The organism is Streptomyces sp. NBC_00691 (assembly GCF_036226665.1).
Lineage (GTDB): Bacteria > Actinomycetota > Actinomycetes > Streptomycetales > Streptomycetaceae > Streptomyces.
In genome coordinates this window covers 3,152,996-3,172,641 of record NZ_CP109007.1, presented here as the reverse complement: position 1 = coordinate 3,172,641, position 19,646 = coordinate 3,152,996, and the positions used below count along the sequence as shown (strand labels likewise).

The following is a 19,646-nucleotide window of genomic DNA, read 5'->3' as shown; positions in this document are numbered from 1 at the left end:
ACGTTAGATGCTGAAGTTCGACCAGGTTCTCCACGCCCGGCTCGGCAGCCTCCAGGAGGCTTCCTCTGTCTGGTCGGAGGCGGTGTCCAAGCTGGAGAAGAGCAAGGACAAGGCCGAGACCGGCCTCAAGGGCAAGGCGGAGAAGGCCGATTGGAAGGGCGAGAACGCCGGGGTGACCCAGGCGTTCGTCAGGAAGACCGCCAAGGAGTTCGGCGACGCCCTCGTCGGGGCGACCAGCATCCGCAACATCCTGCGCGACGCCCACACCGAGTTCCAGGCGGCGAAGAGCGAGCTGGAGAAACTGGTCGAGCAGGCCCCGGGCAAGGGCATCCGCATCGACCAGGACGGCGTCGTCAGCTACCTGATCCACCCCGACCGCCGGGCCAAGGACTACGACGGCCCCAAGCCCGAACAGGCCGACTTCGAGGCGATGCGGTCGGCGATCAAGGCCGCGATCGACCGGGCGAACAACGCCGACGACGTGGCATCGCGAGCGCTGCGGGGCCTCGTCGGCACGGACAAGAACAACTTCTCCGGTACGGGTTACGACTCGCTCGCCGCCGCCTCGAAGGCGCAGGACGCCGAGGACGCGCACGCCGCCTACGAGCTGTACAAGAAGGGCGACGAGGCCACCCCGGCGGAGATCGACAAGCTCAACGCCCTCTTCAAGGCCAACCAGAAGGACCCGTACTTCGCCGAGAAGTTCGCCCTGGAGGTGGGGCCGAAGGGCAGCATGGAGTACTGGGCCGACATGGGCGACCCGAGCGACGGCTCGCGCCTCGGTGTCGACCACCGCGACAAGCTCAAGGAACTCCAGACGAACTGGAGTCTGACGCTCGCCACCGCGACCCATTCCACCAGCCCCGAGATGGAGCAGTGGAAGGCCGACGTCATCAAGGCCGGAAGCGAGCCCATCCAGACGCGCGGCACCAGCCCGTACGGCTTCCAGGTCATGAGCAACCTGATGCGGGTCGGCGACTACGACGACAAGTTCCTCAAGGACTACGGCAACGGGCTCGTCATCACCGAGCGGAAGATGACGCACGACGGACGCCTGCCGGCCGACCGGGCCTGGCACGCCATGGGCGGCATGCCGAGCCACCTGAACTGGCAGGGCGGCGACCTCGGCAACGACCCCATGATCGGTTTCATGGAGGGGCTCGGGCACAACCCCAAGGCGTCGACGGACTTCTTCAACGGAAGCGTCGACCTCACGCCCGAGAACACCAAGGACGACAAGAAGATCGACCCGTTCGACTACTTCACCAAGGACCGCGAGTGGCCCGAGGAGCTCAACGACAAGGGTGACAGGACCAAGGAGCCCGGCTACAACGCCCTCGGGCACGCCCTGGAGTCCGCGACGACCGGCCACCCGTACGACGCCGAGGCCGAGGGCCTCAAGGACGTACGGACCACGGAGAACGCGGAGGTCATGCAGAAGGTCGTCGAGCGGTACGGCAACGATCCCAAGTACATGCACGAGCAGCCGGGCATCGACGACAGCCTGGGCAAGATGGGCGCCGCCTACATCGACGAGCTGAACCGCTCCCTGGAGACGGACAGCGACACGACGATGGAGGAGAAGAAGAACTCGCCCTTCGGCAACAACGACGACAGGGGAAAGTCCCGCTTCGGCGAGGAGTTCGACACCGGACTGCTCTGGAACCGCGGCGACGCCGTCAACTTCATGGGCATCGTGTCCCAGAGCGAGACCGGCCACGCCACCCTCTCGGCCGCCGAGATGCTCTACACGACGAGCGTCCTCGACGAGGTCGGCCCCAAGCCCGGGTCCACCTTCGACGAGCGCGACCTCACCGACGCCCGCACCACGCTCCGTATCGGGTCCGAGGCGCAGGGGATCATGGACGAATCCCGTATGGCGCAGATCGACAAGGACTACGAGAAGGACTCCGAGGAGCACAAGAAGGCCGTCGGCCGGACGACCGAATGGGTCAAGTTCGGCATCGGCGCGGCCGCCGCGGGCGGTGTCGTCGCCCTCACCGGCGGTGCCGGTGGCGTACTCGTACCGCTGGCCGCCGAGACGGTGGGCGGCGCCGTGACGACCTTCATCGGCATGGAGGCCGACGACATGGCCGAGAAGTACGAGAAGGACGAGCTGCTCAAGAAGAAGTCCGACGACCTGAAGAACGAGGCATTGGCCATGGGCAAGGAGAACTCGCTCCGCCCCGGCATCGCCTACGCGAACGCGCCCGGCTGGAGCGAGCGGGACCGGAACTACCTGGACGAGATGCTGGTCGACCAGGTCCGGGGCGCGCGTCTGCACGCCCGGGACAACGCGCTCCCCGACCCGTACGAGAAGAAGTGATGCGCATGCGGTCCGCTCTGACGCGCCTCGGGGCGGCCGCGGCCGTGGCAGCCCTCCTCACGAGCTGCTCCGGGGGGAACGGCGGCGGCGGCGCCGAGGAACCGCAGGGCCTGGCGGCGGCGGAGGTCTGCGGCGGCTTCGCCGAGGACGGGGCGGCCACGACGGCGCTCAAGGCCGTCCTGGGCAGCGGTCGTTTCGAGGACAACTACTCGAAGCCGGACAAGGCCCTCGCCAGGCTGCGCGACGACGCGGCCGCGCCCTGGGCCGACTCCTACCAGCCGCAGCCGGTGACGTACTGCGGCCTCGTGCCGGCCGAGGGCGGACCGAAGAACCTCAAGATCGAGGTGAACGCGGTGGGGGAGGGGCCTTACCTGGGCTCGAACCTCGCCCCGAAGGTGACCTCCTACACCTCGGGACGTGAGGCCTTCGCCTCCTCCGGCCTGGGCGCCGTCTACTTCTCCTGCCGCCTCAAGGCACCGGCCCACGAGATCGTCGTCGAGACGAGGATCTGGGGCCCGGCCGGCATCCCGGACACGGATCTGGAGCACCGGACCCGGCTGATCACCCTCGCCAACGCGGCGGCCCGCCACGTGGCCGACGAGCTGGGGTGTGCGGGCACGGAGCTGGCCGAGGGGGTGCCGGCGACGGCGCGGCCGTGAGGCGGCCCCTCCCCGAGCAACGCCCCTCCCCGAGCACCGGCCCACACCCGAGCGCCGGCCCCCACCCCGAGCACCGGACTACACCCCGAACACCGGCATCGCCACGATCCGGCCCGCGCGGGCGAGGAAGACGCGGTTGCCGTCGCTCGCCAGTTGGTAGGGGCCCTGGCCCTGCATCTTCGCGTTGAAGAGAAGGTCGCCCGACACCTTGTGGATGACCTCGACGCGGTCTTCGAGGCCGTGGACCCAGACCGTCGTCCCCTCCACGACCGGGGGGCTGACCGGGTCGGAGCTGAGGCCGAAGCCGTCCAGCACCTTGCTCCACTTCGACTCGGCCGTGTGGTAATCCGGCAGGGTGCCGAGGCGGTAGACGCTGTACTTCCGCACCGCGACGACGAGATCCCCGTCCACGGCCGGAGAGCCGAAGCCGGGCTCCCCGGCCTCCGTGGTCAGGGACTCCTCGGCCCAGAGGTAGTCGCCGCGGTCGAGGCGGCGGGCCATCAGGCTGTGACCGCCCAGGTAGGCGATGTTGTTCTGGCCGAGCGCCGGCGCCTGGCCGTCGGTGCCCTGGCCCTTGATGTCCCAGTCCGTCTCGCCGTTCTCGGTGTAGAGCGCGGCGACATGGCCGTCCCTGCCGTGCACGACGAGCCGCTTCCTGCCCACGGCGGCCTTCGCCGGGCCGTTCTGGGAGCGGGGGGAGGTCATCGGGCGTGACCATGTCGTCGCCAGGGTCCAGGCGTTGACGGCGCGGAGTTCGTTGTCCTTCGTCACCAGGTAGACGTGGGTGTCGTCGGCGGCCAGGACATCGTCGACGTCGCTGCCCGTCTGCCAGACGGGCGCGCCGGTGGAGGCGGCGAAGGCATTCAGGACGCCCTCCTTGTCGACGCCCACGACCATGCGGTCGCCGACCGAGACGAAACCCGCGTCGGCGTCGATGTCCCGGGCCCGCCACCGCTCCTTCCCGTCCGTGACGGAGAGGGCGAGCAGACCGCCGGTCTTCGCCTGGACGATCACCACGTCTCGTACGGGAAGGGGGAGTTCGCCCCCGGCCGCCACCACGTCGAGCGGGCCCCACAGGGGCTTCGGGACCTCGCCCGGGGTGGTGTCGATGGCCGAGACGAACGCCGCCTCCGGCGTTCGCACGGCCGGTGGCACGTCGAAGGCCTTCGGCTTCTCCTCCCGGTTCAGCCACCACGCGCCCGCCCCGCCACCGGCGCCCAGGACCGCCACGCTCACGGCGGCGCCGGTGAGGAAGCGGCGCCGGGACGGTGAACCGGACGGCACGACGGTCTCCGCGGGCGCGGTCAGACGCTTCGTGGCCGTCTCGCGCCGCTTGATGTCATCGGCGAGCGGCCCCTTGCGCCAGACCCGGTCCGCGCCCTTCGGCGGGGCGAAGGCCTCCGCGACCTGCGGAGGCCGGGGACGGTACGCCGGATCCTTCGCCAGGCACGGCTCGATCAGCTCCCGCAGCTCCGGCGGGACCAGGCTCAGGTCGGGAGTCCCGTGCACCACCTCGTACTGGACGGCCGGCACGTGCGCGCCGTCGAAGGCGCGCCGCCCGCTCGCCGCGTACGCGAGGACCGCGCCGAGCGAGAAGACGTCCGACGCCGGCCCGACGCGCTGGCCGAGGACCTGCTCGGGAGCCCCGTACCCAGGGGTGACCGGGATCTGTCCCGTCGTCGTCAGGGTGAGCCCGTGCTCGGGGCGGGCGATGCCGAAGTCGATGATCCGCGGGCCGGTGGAGGTGAGCACGATGTTCGCGGGCTTGAGGTCGCGGTGGATCAGGCCGGCCGCGTGGATGTCGTGCAGCGTGCGGGCGAGCCGCACGGCGAGCGCGCGGACCGCCGGCCCGTCCATCGGTCCGTACGCCCGGACCGCCTCGTCGAGCGTCGGCCCGGCGAGGAACTCGGCGGCGATCCACGGCCGTCCGCCCTCGGTCTGCGCCCCGAGAACCCGGGCCACGCCCGTGCTGGTGACGGCCCGCGCCATGTCGGCCTCGCGGACGAAGCGCTGGGCGAGGTGCCGGTCGTGGGCGAGTTCGGGCCGCAGGACCTTGACGGCCGCGGGAGCGCCGTCGCCGTCCCGGCCGACGTACACCTTGCCCATGCCGCCCTCGCCGAGGACGCCGAGCAGGCGGTACGGGCCGAGCCGGAGCGGATCGCCGGTGGTGAGGGGCTGCGTGGTCACGGGGCTCTCCGGGAAGGGAGTGGAGGGAGGATGGTCGGTGGCCGCTCATGCGCGCGGCGGCGAGGCGCGGGTCAGGCGATCGGGATGGCCGTCACGGACGTCTTTCCCGCCCCGATGATCCGGGTCCGCTCCTTGTCGACGACGTACCGGCTCGCGTCCGTGGGGAACACCCAGGCCGAGCTGTGGAGTTCCAGATCCACCGCGCTCAGCCCGCCGCGCACGGGGGCGTACACGTACTTGTCGCCGACCACGGGGACGGAGAGGTACTCGGGGGTCAGGGCACGGCCCGCGGCCCTCTCCGTCCAGCGCAGGACGCCCTTGTCGGCCGAGAGGAGCACGATGCCGGGGGAGTCCCGCTGCTCCTGCACGTAGACGACGTCGCGTGCGACGGCCGGCAGACCGAAGTAGGTGGAACCGGAGCCGTACTGCCAGGCGGTCCCGCCGTCGGTGAGGCGCAGGGCGCGGAGGCGGTCGCCGCCGATGTACACATGGCGCTCGTCGATCGCCAGCTGGCCGGGCTTGTAGGACTGGGAGTCCTTCAGGGCGATGCGCCGTTCCCAGAGCTGCCGGCCGTCGCGCAGGTCACGCGCCTGAACCACGAAGTACTCCAGGTCGCCGCTGTTCTTGCCGAGGATGAGCCGGTCGCCGACGACCTGCGAGAGCCAGGGGCGGACACCGTCCCACTCGTACGCCTGGCGCCAGGCCTCCTTGCCCGTACGGAGGTCGACGGCGAGCAGGTGCCAGCCGCGCTCGTTGGCGTCGGAGTCGATCTCCTTCTTGCCGAGGCGGGAGGCGGCGTAGAGCACGCCGCCGGACACGGTGAGGAGTTCGGTGCCCGAGTTCGTGCCGTCGAAGCCCTTGAGGACGATCTGCCGGGCCGCGTCGTCGCCGGTGCGCGGGTCGAGCGTACGGACGCGCAGCTCGCCCGGTCCTTCGTACGAGCCGGCCGACGCGTAGAAGTTGGTGCCGTCGCTGCTGACCTGGCGAGGATCCAGGGCATCCTCCCAGAGCGCGCGGCCGTCCTTCGGGTCCAGGACCCGGAACGCCACCGTCTCCGCGAACCCGACGACGTCCCCGGCGAGCAGCTGGGTGGTCGCCTCCTCGCGGTCGAGGGACGTCCCCTGCCACAGGGCCTTCGGCGACCCGTCCGCCGAGGTCGGGGCGGGGACGGCCGTGGGGCCCGTGGCGGTCGGAGTGGCCCCCGTGGCCTGGGGGGTGTCCTGCGAGCCCAGCCAGGCCCACACTCCGCCTCCCGCTCCCGCCACACCGAGCAGCGCCGCGCCGCCCAGCGAGAACAGCCGGCGCCGGGAGACGGGCGCGGCGGCCACCGTCTCCGCCGCCCCCGGCTCCGCCGAGCCCGCCGGGGCCGGCAGCCGGTGGGGGGCGTGCAGCCAGACGTCCGTGGCCCGGCGGGCGATGTCGGTCAGGACCAGGGGCGGCAGGTGGTCGGCGAACTCGCCGTGGCCGTCGTGGAGTCGCTCGACCAGCGTGCCCGTGGTGGGGCGGGCCGCCGGGTCCTTCGACAGACAGGCCGTCAGGAGCGGCAGCAGTGCCTCCGGTACGCCGGAGAGGTCGGGCTCCGCGTAGCGGACCCGGTACAGGAGGTCGGCGGCGGAGCCCGTACCGAACGGGCCGTGGCCGGTCGCGGCGAAGACCAGCACGCCCGCGAGCGCGAACACATCGCCCGCGGGCGGGTGTTCCTGTCCGCTCGCCTGCTCCGGCGACATGAACGCGGGTGTGCCGGCCGCCGCGCCCGTACGGGTCAGATGGTCGTCCCCGGCCGCCCGCGCGATACCGAAGTCGATGATCTTCGGGCCGTACGCGGTGACCAGGACGTTCGAGGGCTTCAGGTCCCGGTGCACCACGTCCGAGGAGTGCAGCTGCGCCAGCGCGCCGGAGAGCGCCGCGCCGAGGGCGCGGAGCGTCGGCTCGGGGAGCGGGCCGCCGAGCGCGACCGCGTCGTCGAGCGGCGGGCCGAGGACGTACTCGGTGGCCAGCCACGGCGTCTCGGCCAGCGGGTCCGCGTCGACGACAGCCGCGCCGTGGCGCGCGCCGATGATCCGCGCCGCGTCCGTCTCCAGCCGGAAACGGGCCCGGAAGGCCGGGTCGGTGGCGAGCCGCGCGTGCACGGTCTTCAGGGCGACGGTACGACCGCCGGGGGTGCGTGCCAGATAGACCGTTCCCATGCCGCCGGAACCGAGGCGGGCGATGAGCCGGTACGTGGCGACCGCGGCCGGGTCGTCGTGGGTCAGGGGCGACAGCATGGATGAGGTCCGTCAGATCCGGGGGAGGGCGGGAGGGGCAGGGGAGGAGGGAGGACCGGAGGGAGGACCGGAGCGGTCACCTGCGGGGCCTTCCGGGGGTCCGGGGTGACCGGGCCGTTTCCGGTTCTCCGGGGTGTCCGGGGTCTCAGGTCCTTGCCTGTTCCGGGAGTTCGGCGGCGAGGAGTTCCGAGGACTGGCGGGCCAGTGCCGCCACCACCCGTCCCGGCAGCCAGCCCGGGGCGAGGAGCGAGCCGGCCGAGTTCAGGACCGTCCCGTGTGTCGTCGGCGGGGCGAGCGCGGTCATCAGGGCGGCCGCCGTCGGCCGGTCGGCCGGGTCGCGGGCAAGGCAGGACGAGATCACCGGGCGCAGGGCGGCCGGGAGTTCGTCCCGCTCGGGCACGGTGTGACCGGTGGCGGCGTACGCGAGGACCGCGCCCAGCGCGAAGATGTCGCCCGGCGAGCGCGGGCGGCCCCCCGAGGCCTGTTCGGGGGCGAGCGCCCCGGGGTCGAGGCCGGGCAGGCCGGTGCGCGGCTCGCCGTCGGCCGAGGCGGCCCGTACCGCGCCGAAGCAGGTCAGCCGGGGACCGTCCGCGGTGAGCAGGACGGCGGCGGGGGACACCCCGGCATGGGTGAGGCCCTGGCCGTGGGCGGCGGCCAGCGCCTCGGCGAGGGTGGCGCCGACGGCCCGGACGGTGGTCTCGGGCAGCGGGCCGCCGTGGACGGCGAGCGCCACGGGCAGCGGGAGCGCGGGGATGTACGGGCTCGCGTACCAGGGGGCTTCACCGGGACCGGCCACGTTCGTCACCGGGGCGACCCACGGGCCGAGGAGGTGGCGTCCCGCGTCGGCCTCCACGGCGAACCGGGCCGGATCGGTGCCGGGCAGCGGGGTGCTGAGCAGCACGGTGTGCTCGCCGTCCTCGGTGCGGGCCACGAACCGGCGGCAGGGCAGGACGCTCCGGGGCGGATCGAGACGGGTGATCAGCCGGTACGGGCCGATCCGCCGCGCGGATTCCTGGCGCGCCGATTCCCGCCGTACGGATGCGTGCCCCGCAGACGCGTGCTGTGCGCGCGACTGTTCCACCGTTCGTGCCCCCCGTCGTCCGTGCGCCCGTGGTGACGGGGCGGGGACGAGCCTACCGAGACGCGAAGGGGCGGTTGAGGTGAGGGGGAGGCGGGTCGGGACGGGCCGAGGAGGGCGGGGTCCGGGAAGTCCCGGGCTGTCCTGGTTGCGAACGTGAAGGGCTCGTACGGGCGGCGTGAGGCTCCCGAGAGCCCGGGTGATTCCCGGCGGACCGTGCTCGGGCGCGGAGCCCGAGGGTGGCGATCGGGGAGTCCGGTGGCGCGCGCCTTGCTGGGGCGAATGCGGTCGGCGTTCACGGCCGAGCCCGCGGATGAGGCTCGGGTGTGCGAGGAGGTTCCTTGGAGACCGTGGCGGGATTCGAACCCACGTAACTCGCTTTGCAGGCGAGCCCCTCAACCACTCGGGCACACGGTCATGTGGTGCAACGAGTACGACCGTAGGCGGGTGCAGGGAGGGGCTCAAGGGGTCACGGGGTCGTGCCACGTGACTGCAACGGTGCTGCCACACGGCGTTCACAGTGGGGCGTCCGGGGTGGGCGGGGGCGGCCGTGGTGGGTCTGCGGTTCTGTCCGTGGCGCGGCCGTGGTGGGCCTTGCGGTTGCGTCCGTGGCGCGGCCGTGGTGCGGTCCCCGGTGCGTCCGGCGTACGTCCAAGGACCGAGTCGTTCCGGGACTCCTGACAGGGGTCATTTGCTTCTTCACCTCTTACTCTGGGGGAATGAGCGCCCTCGAACCCCGTGACGCCGAGGCGGACGCGGACATAGCCGCCGACGTCGCCCGGAGACCCGGATCCCTTGCCCCGCACGACATCGGCACCACGGTCGGCACCGCCGACACCGTCGTCGTCACCCAGGGGTCCGTCCTCGATCCGGCCCACCGGGCGCTCAGCATCGGCATGGTCTCCGTCGTCCTGCTCATCGCCTTCGAGGCGACCGCCGTCGGCACGGCCATGCCCGTGGCCGCCCGCGAGCTGAACGGCATCCCCCTCTACGCCTTCGCCTTCTCGGCCTACTTCACCACCAGCCTCTTCGCCATGGTCCTGGCCGGACAGTGGTCCGACCGGCTCGGGCCGCTCGCGCCGCTCACCGCCGGGATCAGCGCCTTCGCCGCCGGACTGCTGCTCTCCGGGACCGCGGGCGCGATGTGGATGTTCATCCTCGGGCGGGCCGTCCAGGGCCTCGGCGGGGGGCTCGTCATCGTCGCCCTGTACGTGGTCGTCGGCCGGGCCTATGCCGAGCACCTCAGACCCGCGATCATGGCGGCGTTCGCCGCGAGCTGGGTCGTCCCCTCCGTCGTCGGACCGCTCGCCGCCGGAACGATCACCGAGCACCTCGGCTGGCGCTGGGTCTTCGTCGGCATCCCCGTGCTCGTCGTCTTCCCGCTGGCCCTCGCGCTCCCCGCGATCCGCCGCACCGCCTCGGGTCCGGCCGACCCGGCCGCGCCCGTCGCGCCCTGGGACCGGCGCCGGATCCGGCTCGCGCTCGGCATCTCGGCGGGGGCGGCGCTGCTCCAGTACGCGGGCCAGGAGCTGCGGTGGCTCTCCCTGCTGCCGGCGGCGGCCGGCATCGCGTTCCTCGTGCCCGCCGTCCGCGGGCTCCTGCCGCACGGCACCTACCGGGCAGCCCGCGGTCTGCCGTCCGTCGTCCTGCTCCGGGGCATCGCCGCGGGTGCCTTCATCGCGGCGGAGTCCTTCGTGCCGCTGATGCTGGTCACCCAGCGGGGCCTGAGTCCCACCCTGGCCGGCCTCTCCCTCGCCGCCGGCGGCCTCACCTGGGCCCTCGGCTCCTGGGTCCAGGCCCGGCCGTGGACGGAGCCGTACCGGGAACGGCTCGTCGTCCTCGGCATGGTCCTGGTCGCGATCGCCATCGCGGCGGCGCCGACCGTGCTGATCACGGCCGTGCCGGTGTGGGTGGTCGCGGCGGCCTGGGGGCTCGGCTGTCTCGGCATGGGGGCCGTGATCGCCTCGACGAGCGTGCTCCTCATGAAGCTCTCCGCGCCCGAGGAGGTCGGCGCGAACTCCGCCGCCCTCCAGATCTCCGACGGCCTCTCGAACGTCCTGCTGCTCGCCGCGGGCGGCGCGGCCTTCGCCGCGCTCGGCGGCGGCGCGGTCGGCCACGCCGTCACGTCCTCCGCGTCCACGGGCTCCCACCCGGGGGCCTTCGCGGCCGTCTTCCTGCCGATGGCGGGGGTCGCGGCGGTGGGCGCGTGGGTCGCGACGCGGCTGCACGCGGCCCCGGTACGGGCCTGAGCCGGGTGGTACCACTCTGACCCCGCCATTGGTACCGTTGCGGTATGGCTATGAACCTGCGTCTCCGCGACGACCAGCAAGAGGCCCTCAAGCTCCGCGCTGAGGAGGAGGGCCGGAGCATGCACGCCGTGGTACTCCAGGCGATCGACCGCTACCTGGAACAGGAGGTCGATCGGGAGGCCGTGCGCAAGCTCGGCGCCAAGTACGCCCTGCGTCACGCGGAGCTGCTGAAGCGGCTGGGGGAGTAGATGAAGTACCTGACCGCCGAAGAGGTCCTCGAACTCGCGGACCTCGCCTGCGCCGGGCAGCGGATCGCCGTGCGCGACCTCGGCCTGCTCAAGTCGGCCGTACACCGTCCCCGGTCGCAGATGTACGGGATCGAGGCGTACACCGACCTCTTCGAGAAGGCCGCCTCTCTGCTGCAGTCGCTCGCCGTGAACCGCCCCCTGGTGGACGGCAACAAGCGCATGGCGTGGATGTGCACGGTCGTCTTCCTCGACCTCAACGGCCGGGACATGGTCGAGGTCGACCAGGACGAGGCGTACAAGCTGGTCATCGAGGTGGCGGCCGGTGAGCTGGAGGACGTCACCCTGATCGCGCGGAGGCTCCGGGGCCTCCACGAGGCGACGTGAGCTGAGTCGCACCCGGGGCCCGCCCGCCCCGTCGCGTACGACGTTCCGGCCGGGCCGCCGGTAAGGTGGCCCGGTTGTCATATCTGGACGAGCGTCGAACCCGGAGATCGTGACTACTACCACCACTTCCTCCCATCACCTTTCTCCCGCCTTCCCAGGACGGGCCCCGTGGGGTACCGCCGGCAAGCTGCGTGCCTGGCAGCAGGGCGCGATGGAGAGATACATCCAGGAGCAGCCCCGTGACTTCCTCGCGGTCGCCACACCAGGCGCCGGCAAGACGACCTTCGCCCTGACCCTCGCGTCGTGGCTGCTGCACCACCACGTCGTGCAGCAGATCACCGTGATCGCGCCCACCGAGCACCTCAAGAAGCAGTGGGCCGCCGCCGCCGCGCGGATAGGGATCAAGCTGGACCCGGACTACAGCGCCGGGCCGCTCAGCAAGGAGTACGACGGCGTCGCCATCACCTATGCCGGTGTGGGCGTCCGCCCGATGCTCCACCGCAACCGCTGCGAGCAGCGCAAGACCCTCGTCATCCTCGACGAGATCCACCACGCCGGTGACTCCAAGTCCTGGGGCGAGGCGTGCCTGGAGGCCTTCGAGCCCGCCACGCGGCGCCTCGCGCTGACCGGCACCCCGTTCCGTTCCGACACCAACCCGATCCCCTTCGTCACGTACGAGGAGGGGAACGACGGCATCCGGCGGTCCTCCGCCGACTACACCTACGGCTACGGCAACGCCCTCGGCGACGGTGTCGTCCGGCCCGTCATCTTCCTCTCCTACAGCGGCAACATGCGCTGGCGGACCAAGGCCGGAGACGAGATCGCCGCCCGGCTCGGCGAGCCGATGACGAAGGACGCCGTCTCGCAGGCCTGGCGGACCGCCCTGGACGCGAAGGGCGACTGGATGCCGAACGTCCTGCGCGCCGCCGACCAGCGGCTCACCGAGGTCCGCAAGTCCATCCCGGACGCGGGCGGCCTCGTCATCGCCTCCGACCAGGACTCGGCCCGCTCGTACGCCAAGCTGATCCGCGAGATCACCGGTACCAAGGCCACCGTCGTGCTGTCCGACGACACCGGCGCCTCGAACCGCATCGACGAGTTCAGCGAGAGCAACGACCGCTGGATGGTCGCCGTCCGCATGGTGTCCGAGGGCGTCGACGTGCCCCGCCTCTCCGTGGGGGTGTACGCGACGACGATCTCGACCCCGCTCTTCTTCGCCCAGGCCGTCGGCCGCTTCGTGCGTTCGCGCAGGCGCGGCGAGACCGCCTCCGTGTTCCTTCCGACGATCCCCAGCCTCCTCGGCTTCGCCAACGAGATGGAGGTCGAGCGCGACCACGTCCTCGACAAGCCGAAGAAGCAGGGCGAGGAGGACCCGTACGCCGAGTCCGAGAAGGAACTCGCCGAGGCGGAGCGGCAGCAGGACGAGGACACCGGCGAGCAGGACATGCTGCCCTTCGAGGCGCTGGAGTCCGACGCCGTCTTCGACCGCGTCCTCTACAACAGCGCCGAGTTCGGCATGCAGGCCCACCCGGGCAGCGCAGAGGAGCAGGACTACCTCGGCATCCCGGGTCTCCTCGAACCCGACCAGGTCCAGCTGCTCCTCCAGAAGCGCCAGGCCCGGCAGATCGCGCACAGCCGCAAGAAGCCGGACGAGGAGGCGGATCTGCTCGAACTTCCCGCCGAGCGGCGCCCTGTCGTTTCCCACAAGGAGCTTCTGGAGCTGCGCAAGCAGCTCAACACCATGGTCGGCGCGTACGTCCATCAGACCGGCAAGCCCCACGGTGTGATCCACACGGAGCTCCGCCGGGTCTGCGGCGGGCCGCCCAGCGCGGAGGCCACCGCCGGCCAGATCCGGGAACGGATCAAGAAGGTGCAGGAGTGGGCCACCCGGATGCGGTGATTCCCGCCCGCGGAAGCGGGCCACCCGGATGCGGTGACCCGTTCCGGCCACCCCGCCCCTGAGCGTGACTGAGGCCCGTACGACGGCGTTCGTACGGGCCTCACTCGTCCCGCGGCGGCGGAACCGGTGAAGGAACCGCGGCGGGACCGGCGTCGGAGACCGGCCCCCACGGTCGGCCTCCGGGCCCTTCCACGCTACGTGTACGACAAAGCCGATCTTGTCAGCCAAAGTCCCGCGTGCGACCGACGAAGGTCCCGAACCGTCTCTATTCGCTCGCCGGCGCCCGGATTCTGGACGAGGTCTTCCGCTGAGCGGAGCGGGTCGCTACTGTCCCGGCTCAAAAGCAATCGCCCCGTGGCAGCGCCGCCGCGGAGCGCAGCCGGTGTACCCCTTCCTGCCGGCGGCCTCTGACGTGCGTCGCCGACGGGACCGGTGACGCAACCCCGTGAGAGCCCGCCGCCACTCACTCCGAAGGAGAGGGCGTCGTGACCGCGGAGACCTCCCAGACGCTCGACCGGGGACTCAGAGTCCTCAAACTGCTCGCCGACACCGACCACGGCCTGACCGTCACCGAGTTGTCCAACAAACTCGGTGTCAACCGGACCGTCGTCTACCGTCTGCTCGCCACCCTGGAGCAGCACGCCCTCGTCCGCCGCGACCTCGGCGGACGTGCCCGCGTCGGCCTCGGCGTGCTCCGGCTCGGCCGCCAGGTCCACCCCCTCGTGCGGGAGGCCGCGCTCCCCGCGCTGCGCTCGCTCGCCGAGGACATAGGGGCGACGGCCCATCTGACGCTGGTCGACGGCGCGGAGGCACTCGCGGTCGCGGTCGTCGAACCGACCTGGACCGACTACCACGTCGCCTACCGGGCCGGCTTCCGTCACCCGCTCGACCGTGGCGCGGCCGGCCGCGCCATCCTCGCCGCCCGGCAGGGCGGCCTGATCGAACCGGGCTTCACCCTCACCCACGGCGAGCTGGAGGCGGGTGCGAGCGGCGCGGCCGCCCCGCTCGTCGGCGTGACGGGTGTCGAGGGCAGTGTCGGCGTCGTGATGCTCGCGGACGCGGTGCCGGAGCGGGTCGGACCGCGGGTCGTGGACGCGGCGCGTGAGGTCGCCGACGCGCTCCGCTAGGGCCTGCCGTCACCCTCCCGTCGTCGCCCGCAGGGCGGCCCCGCGGCGGCCGGGAGCGGGCGCCGCTCGGCACGGCTGCCCGTGAGTGCCGCCGTGCCGCCTCCGGATCCACGGCCCCGGGGGCGGCCCTCGTACGGCGGCGCCGTCCGCCGCGTCGCCGATGCCTCCACGAGGACCCGGGAGCCATCGCCCGCCACCTGCCCGTGCCCGGGTCCGGGTACGGGCACGCGCCCGGCGGCTCCGCGCCCCCGGCCCGGTGGGGGCGGCCGCCCCAGTAGATTGGGGGCGTGCTCTCCAGTCTCTCCCGTCCCAAGGCGCTCGCGGTCTGCGCGCTGCCCGTCGTCGCGCTCTTCGCCGTCGTCGCGCTCGCGCCGTTGCCCTACGCCATCGCGCAGCCCGGTACGACCGCCGATGTGCTCGGCGAGGACAAGGGGCAGGAGGTCATCACGATCACCGGCGCCCCGGTCCGGCCCTCCGAGGGCCAGCTGCGGATGACGACGATCGTCGCGACCGGGCCGTCCACGGACGTCGACCTGGGGGACGTGACCGACGCCTGGTTCCGCACGGACCGGGCCGTCCTGCCGCGCGACTCCGTCTACCCGCCGGGGAAGTCCGACGCCGAGGTCGAGAAGCACAACCTGGGCCAGATGAAGGAGTCGCAGGACGCGGCCACGCTCGCCGCACTCGACTACCTCGACGAGGACCCCGAGAAGGTGAAGGTGACCCTGCACCTCGCCGACATCGGCGGGCCCAGTGCCGGGCTGCTGTTCTCCCTCGGCATCGTCGAGAAGCTCGACGGCGACGGCTCCGGCGGCGATCTCACCGGCGGCCGGATCATCGCCGGTACGGGGACGATCGACGCGGACGGCTCGGTCGGCGCCGTCGGCGGCGTCTCGCTGAAGACCCAGGCCGCCGCGCGCGACGGGGCCACCGTGTTCCTCGTACCGAAGGCCGAGTGCTCGGACGCCCAGGCCGAGCTGCCGAAGGGGATGCGGCTCATCCCCGTCACGGCGCTCAGCGACGCGGTGTCGTCCCTGAAGGCTCTGGAGCAGGGGCAGGACGCGAAGGTTCCCGCCTGCTGACGCCGGGTGCGGGGTCGCTCCCGGGAGCACCCGAGGGGGTGGTCCCGGCTGGACCGGCGGGGTCGGTTCCGGCTGGACCGGCGGGGTCGGTTCCGGGCGTGGCGCCGTCGGTCTTTCCCGGGGCTTCCATTCCCCGCCAGGAGGGGAACACCAGCGGCGAGAGGGTGGCCAGGAAGTACATGCCGCCGATGGTGAGCAGCGCGGTGGTGAGCTGGGTGCGCTCCACCAGGAATCCGGCGGCGATTCCGCCGAGCGGTGCGGTGAGCAGGACGGAGGCCGTGCTGGCGCCGCCGACGCGGCTGCGCAGGTCCTCGGGGACGGTCTCGTAGAAGACCGTGGTGAGGATCGGGTTCAGCACGCCCGCCCCGAGCCCGCCGAGGGCCATGGCCACGAGCAGGGGCGCGGTGGTGTCGGTGAGGGCCGCGGTCACGTACGCGGGGGCGCCGGTGAGCAGGAACCCGGCCGCGAAGACCGGGCGGCGCGGGAGGCGGTGGCCGACGGCCCCGTAGAGCAGGGCGCCGGCGAGGGAGCAGCCGCCGGAGACCGCGATGAGCAGGCCGAGCGAGGCCGAGCCGCCGAGCGCCTCGCGGGCGTGCAGCGGCAGGAGGACCGCGCTCCAGCTCTGCGCCAGGCCGTTGGTCGTCATCACCGTGAGGTTGACGGCGAGCAGCAGCCGGGTGCGCAGCAGGAACGAGTAGCCCTCGCGCAGATCGGCCCGGTAGGCGGCGGGGGAGAGCGGCGGGGCTCCGCGCGCGGGTTCGGCGGAGGGGACGCCGCGCAGGCCCGCGACGACGAGGAGCGCGGAGACGCCGAACGTGGCCGCGTCGACGTACAGGACGGTGTCGGCGCCCATGAAGGCCACGAGCAGTCCGGCGAGGGCGGCGCCGGTCATGCGGGCGCCGCGCGAGACGGCGTCGTAGAGGCTGGCGGCGCGGGAGAGCGGGGTGTCGGCGCGCCGGGCCAGGTCGGGGACGAGGACGTGCCGTGCGGTCTCGCCGGGTGCGTGGAAGAGGCCGGTGACGGCCATCAGCGCGCACAGCATCCAGAACCGCAGGAGTCCGAGGCTGTCGAGGAGCGGGATGGCGGCCAGCGCGAGGGCGCAGACCAGGTCGGAGGCGATGCTGACCCGGCGGCGGCCGATCCGGTCGATGACCGGGCCGCCGGCGATGGCGGAGACGAGGACGGGCAGGGCCGCGCAGAAGGCGACGACGCCTGCCTTGCCGGGGCTTCCCGTGGTGTCGAGCGCGAACCAGGGGACGCCGATGAGGGTGAGTGAATTGCCGGTGATGGAGACGGCGTTGGCGGTGAGGACGGTGGCGAGGGGGACTCGGTCCCGCCGCGTCGTGCCCGTCCCCGGGCCGCCCGGTCTCGCCGTGTCCGCCTCGTTTCCCCCCGGAGTGGTCATGCTGCCAGGGCGATCGGGCCGCGCTGTGCGGGAGTGGCCAGACGCAGACCCAACTCGACGAGGCGCCAGCCGAGTTGGACGCGGAGGGTGGGGCCGGGGACGCGCGGTGCGGTGGCGGCGGCCGTGCGATGGAGTTCGGCGGCGTGCAGCTGGTGGAGCTGGAGGTGAATGTCGGCGTGCATGACTCCGTGGTTCCTTCCGTCAGTTCTCGTGCTGCGGGAACGCGTGCAGATGGATCCGTACGCGCTCGGCGTCGGGGGCGTCGGCCTCCTCGGCGTCCCGGTAGCTCGCGATGAGGGCGTGCAGCTTCTTGTCGAGCTCGCGGAGCTTCTCGGGGGGCAGGCGCAGGGTGAAGTCGCTCATGTCGGAGACGCCGAGCCAGGCGTCGCCCCACTCGTGCCGGGTGCCGAGGTAGGTGCTCAGCTCCTGGGTGTGGATGGTCGCGATCTCGTGGACGTAGAGGTCGAGGGCGCCGCGGACCTCGGGGTCCGGGTTCCTGGAGAGCGTCTCGTCGACGGTCAGGCCCTGCTGGGCGGCCTTCCACCACCGCTCCCGCCCCTTGCCGCGCGTCGGGTCGTCCTCGACGAAGCCGTGGGCCGCCAGCTGGCGCAGGTGGTAGCTGGTCGCGCCGCTGGACTCGCCCAGTCGCTCCGCGAGTCGGGAGGCGGTGGCGGGCCCGTGGGTGCGCAGGGCGCGCAGCAGCTGGATGCGCAGGGGGTGGGCGAGCCCGCGCAGGGTGCGCGGGTCCAGGGGGCGGGTCGGGAAGGCTTCGGGCTCGGGCATGGTCCGAGCGTAGAGTTGCAAAGAACTAGTTGCAAGGCTTTCTTTGCAACTAGTTCTTTGCATTCATTCGGGCGGGCCGGTCACCTCACTCCCGCGCCGCCTGCTCCACCAGCGGGATGATCCGCAGGGGTACCGGGTTCTCCATCACGATCGCCGTCGACGCCCGCACGATCCCCTCGAACGCCACCACCTTGTCGATCACCCGCTGGAGGTCCGCGTTCGAGCGGGCGACGAGCCGGCAGAGCATGTCGCCGTGGCCCGTCGTCGTGTGCAGCTCCAGCACCTCCGGCACCGTCGCCAGATGCCCCCGCACGTCCGCCCCCTGCCCCTGCTTGATCTCCAGGGTCGCGAACGCCGTCACCGGATAGCCGAGCGCCGCCGGGTCCACCTGCGGTCCGAACCCCCTGATCACGCCGCTCGCCTGGAGCCGGTCGAGCCGCGCCTGCACCGTCCCCCGCGCCACCCCGAGCCGCCGGGAGGCCTCCAGGACCCCGATGCGCGGCTCACGCGCGAGGAGCGTGATGAGCCGGCCGTCCAGATGATCGATCGCCACAACGGTCTCCTCGTGGTCAGGATGTACAAGTCGCATGGCCATACTGGCCGGTCGCTGTGCAACATGACCAGTAGATCGGCGAACTCTTGCGCACCTTGCAGAACGGCGGGACTCTGCTCCCATGACTGAGACCATCGATCACACCCCCTCCACCGCGCGGCAGGCCGATCCCTTCCCCGTGAAGGGAATGGACGCGGTCGTCTTCGCCGTCGGCAACGCCAAGCAGGCCGCGCACTACTACTCCACGGCCTTCGGCATGAAGCTCGTCGCCTACTCCGGACCGGAGAACGGCACCCGCGAGACCGCCAGCTACGTCCTCACCAACGGCGCCGCCCGGTTCGTGTTCACCTCCGTCATCAAGGCCGCGACCGACCGGGGCCGCTTCCTCGCCGACCACGTCGCCGAGCACGGCGACGGCGTCGTCGACCTGGCCATCGAGGTGCCGGACGCCCGAGCCGCGTACGCCTACGCCGTCGAGCACGGCGCCACCGGCCTCGCCGAGCCGTACGAGATCAAGGACGAGCACGGCACCGTCGTCCTCGCGGCGATCGCCACGTACGGCAAGACCCGCCACACCCTCGTCGAACGCTCCGGCTACGACGGCCCCTACCTGCCGGGCTTCGTCGCCGCCAAGCCGATCGTCGAGCCGCCGGCCAAGCGCACCTTCCAGGCCATCGACCACTGCGTCGGCAACGTCGAGCTCGGCAAGATGAACGACTGGGTCGGCTTCTACAACAAGGTCATGGGCTTCACGAACATGAAGGAGTTCGTGGGCGACGACATCGCCACCGAGTACTCCGCGCTCATGTCGAAGGTCGTCGCGGACGGCACCCTCAAGGTGAAGTTCCCGATCAACGAGCCCGCGATCGCGAAGAAGAAGTCGCAGATCGACGAGTACCTGGAGTTCTACGGCGGCGCCGGCGTCCAGCACATCGCCCTCGCCACCAACGACATCGTCGCCACCGTGCGCGCGATGCGGGCCGCCGGTGTCTCCTTCCTCGACACCCCCGACTCGTACTACGACACCCTCGGCGAGTGGGCCGGCGAGACCCGCGTGCCCGTCGAGACCCTGCGCGAGCTGAAGATCCTCGTCGACCGCGACGAGGACGGCTACCTGCTGCAGATCTTCACCAAGCCGGTCCAGGACCGGCCGACGGTCTTCTTCGAGATGATCGAGCGCCATGGCTCGATGGGCTTCGGGAAGGGCAACTTCAAGGCGCTGTTCGAGGCGATCGAGCGCGAGCAGGAGAAGCGCGGCAACCTCTAGCCGCCGCGCGCACGACCAGGGCCCGGGGCCACGCCCCGGGCCCTGTGGCACGCCCGACGGCCCGCGCCCAGCCGGCCGGAGGGCGGCACCCCGCGCACGGCCCGGCCCCAACGGCAGGGGCGGCGGCGCGCCTT

Annotated in this window: 16 protein-coding genes and 1 tRNA gene; 9 read left to right on the top strand and 8 right to left on the bottom strand. The window is 72.2% G+C overall.

The window, feature by feature from the left end:
- Positions 1 to 7: 7 nt before the first annotated feature.
- Together OG392_RS14275 and OG392_RS14270 are read left to right on the top strand one after the other, a co-directional pair.
- Positions 8 to 2,326, top strand: coding sequence for a DUF6571 family protein (locus OG392_RS14275; RefSeq protein WP_329279267.1), 2,319 nt, complete (start codon positions 8 to 10; stop codon positions 2,324 to 2,326).
- Positions 2,327 to 2,331: 5 nt separating this feature from the next.
- Positions 2,332 to 2,985 (top strand): hypothetical protein, encoded by a 654-nt coding sequence (locus OG392_RS14270; RefSeq protein WP_329279264.1) that lies wholly within the window; start codon positions 2,332 to 2,334, stop codon positions 2,983 to 2,985.
- A 78-nt stretch (positions 2,986 to 3,063) separates the two neighbouring features.
- Here the strand turns inward: OG392_RS14270 and OG392_RS14265 are convergent, their stop codons facing one another.
- From OG392_RS14265 to OG392_RS14250, 4 genes are all read right to left on the bottom strand, one after another.
- Positions 3,064 to 5,172, bottom strand: a complete 2,109-nt coding sequence (locus OG392_RS14265; RefSeq protein WP_329279262.1) for a protein kinase domain-containing protein — start codon at positions 5,170 to 5,172, stop codon at positions 3,064 to 3,066.
- A gap of 71 nt (positions 5,173 to 5,243) precedes the next feature.
- The gene (locus OG392_RS14260) at positions 5,244 to 7,436 is read right to left on the bottom strand and encodes a protein kinase domain-containing protein (RefSeq protein ID WP_329279260.1); all 2,193 of its coding nucleotides are present in this window, start codon (positions 7,434 to 7,436) and stop codon (positions 5,244 to 5,246) included.
- 145 nt (positions 7,437 to 7,581) lie between these two features.
- Positions 7,582 to 8,517 (bottom strand): serine/threonine protein kinase, encoded by a 936-nt coding sequence (locus OG392_RS14255; protein WP_443054773.1) that lies wholly within the window; start codon positions 8,515 to 8,517, stop codon positions 7,582 to 7,584.
- Positions 8,518 to 8,856: 339 nt separating this feature from the next.
- Positions 8,857 to 8,931, bottom strand: a tRNA-Cys gene (locus OG392_RS14250).
- 302 nt (positions 8,932 to 9,233) lie between these two features.
- On the opposite strand from OG392_RS14250, the gene OG392_RS14245 reads away from it, so the two are divergent.
- The 6 genes from OG392_RS14245 (at position 9,234) to OG392_RS14220 (ending at position 15,504) form a co-directional block, all read left to right on the top strand.
- A complete protein-coding gene (locus tag OG392_RS14245) occupies positions 9,234 to 10,763 on the top strand; it encodes an MFS transporter (protein WP_329279258.1) in 1,530 nt (509 codons plus the stop codon).
- A 50-nt stretch (positions 10,764 to 10,813) separates the two neighbouring features.
- Positions 10,814 to 11,011: an Arc family DNA-binding protein gene (locus OG392_RS14240; RefSeq protein ID WP_329287259.1), complete on the top strand. Its 198-nt coding sequence runs from the start codon at positions 10,814 to 10,816 to the stop codon at positions 11,009 to 11,011.
- Positions 11,012 to 11,395, top strand: coding sequence for a type II toxin-antitoxin system death-on-curing family toxin (locus tag OG392_RS14235; RefSeq protein WP_329279256.1), 384 nt, complete (start codon positions 11,012 to 11,014; stop codon positions 11,393 to 11,395).
- Positions 11,396 to 11,501: 106 nt separating this feature from the next.
- Positions 11,502 to 13,295 carry a DEAD/DEAH box helicase gene (locus OG392_RS14230; protein WP_329287256.1) on the top strand — a complete coding sequence of 598 codons (1,794 nt, stop codon included), beginning with the start codon at positions 11,502 to 11,504 and terminating at the stop codon, positions 13,293 to 13,295.
- Positions 13,296 to 13,780: 485 nt separating this feature from the next.
- Entirely contained in the window at positions 13,781 to 14,422 is a 642-nt protein-coding gene (locus OG392_RS14225) for an IclR family transcriptional regulator (RefSeq protein ID WP_015033894.1), read from the top strand.
- Positions 14,423 to 14,709: 287 nt separating this feature from the next.
- Positions 14,710 to 15,504 carry a S16 family serine protease gene (locus tag OG392_RS14220; RefSeq protein ID WP_329279254.1) on the top strand — a complete coding sequence of 265 codons (795 nt, stop codon included), beginning with the start codon at positions 14,710 to 14,712 and terminating at the stop codon, positions 15,502 to 15,504.
- On the opposite strand, the gene OG392_RS14215 is transcribed toward OG392_RS14220, so the two are convergent.
- From OG392_RS14215 to OG392_RS14200, 4 genes are all read right to left on the bottom strand, one after another.
- Positions 15,437 to 16,909: an MFS transporter gene (locus tag OG392_RS14215; RefSeq protein ID WP_329279253.1), complete on the bottom strand. Its 1,473-nt coding sequence runs from the start codon at positions 16,907 to 16,909 to the stop codon at positions 15,437 to 15,439. The genes OG392_RS14220 and OG392_RS14215 overlap by 68 nt on opposite strands.
- Positions 16,906 to 17,091, bottom strand: a complete 186-nt coding sequence (locus tag OG392_RS14210; protein WP_329279252.1) for a hypothetical protein — start codon at positions 17,089 to 17,091, stop codon at positions 16,906 to 16,908. The genes OG392_RS14215 and OG392_RS14210 overlap by 4 nt, the downstream gene beginning before the upstream one ends.
- A gap of 19 nt (positions 17,092 to 17,110) precedes the next feature.
- Entirely contained in the window at positions 17,111 to 17,692 is a 582-nt protein-coding gene (locus OG392_RS14205; protein WP_329279251.1) for an ArsR/SmtB family transcription factor, read from the bottom strand.
- A gap of 85 nt (positions 17,693 to 17,777) precedes the next feature.
- Complete coding sequence (locus OG392_RS14200) at positions 17,778 to 18,245, bottom strand: Lrp/AsnC family transcriptional regulator (protein WP_329279250.1); 468 nt, start codon at positions 18,243 to 18,245, stop codon at positions 17,778 to 17,780.
- 121 nt (positions 18,246 to 18,366) lie between these two features.
- Here OG392_RS14200 and hppD point away from each other — a divergent pair, with 121 nt between their 5' ends.
- Entirely contained in the window at positions 18,367 to 19,512 is a 1,146-nt protein-coding gene (gene hppD / locus OG392_RS14195; protein WP_329279248.1) for a 4-hydroxyphenylpyruvate dioxygenase, read from the top strand.
- Positions 19,513 to 19,646: the final 134 nt, after the last annotated feature.

What these genes read in the sequence shown, in the direction of transcription:
- OG392_RS14275 (WP_329279267.1), top strand. Translation starts at nt 8, where the DNA reads ATGCTGAAGTTCGACCAGGTTCTCCACGCCCGGCTCGGCAGCCTCCAG.
- OG392_RS14270 (WP_329279264.1), top strand. Translation starts at nt 2,332, where the DNA reads ATGCGGTCCGCTCTGACGCGCCTCGGGGCGGCCGCGGCCGTGGCAGCC.
- OG392_RS14260 (WP_329279260.1), bottom strand. Translation starts at nt 7,436, where the DNA reads ATGCTGTCGCCCCTGACCCACGACGACCCGGCCGCGGTCGCCACGTAC.
- OG392_RS14245 (WP_329279258.1), top strand. Translation starts at nt 9,234, where the DNA reads ATGAGCGCCCTCGAACCCCGTGACGCCGAGGCGGACGCGGACATAGCC.
- OG392_RS14240 (WP_329287259.1), top strand. Translation starts at nt 10,814, where the DNA reads ATGAACCTGCGTCTCCGCGACGACCAGCAAGAGGCCCTCAAGCTCCGC.
- OG392_RS14235 (WP_329279256.1), top strand. Translation starts at nt 11,012, where the DNA reads ATGAAGTACCTGACCGCCGAAGAGGTCCTCGAACTCGCGGACCTCGCC.
- OG392_RS14215 (WP_329279253.1), bottom strand. Translation starts at nt 16,909, where the DNA reads ATGACCACTCCGGGGGGAAACGAGGCGGACACGGCGAGACCGGGCGGC.
- OG392_RS14210 (WP_329279252.1), bottom strand. Translation starts at nt 17,091, where the DNA reads ATGCACGCCGACATTCACCTCCAGCTCCACCAGCTGCACGCCGCCGAA.
- OG392_RS14205 (WP_329279251.1), bottom strand. Translation starts at nt 17,692, where the DNA reads ATGCCCGAGCCCGAAGCCTTCCCGACCCGCCCCCTGGACCCGCGCACC.
- hppD (WP_329279248.1), top strand. Translation starts at nt 18,367, where the DNA reads ATGACTGAGACCATCGATCACACCCCCTCCACCGCGCGGCAGGCCGAT.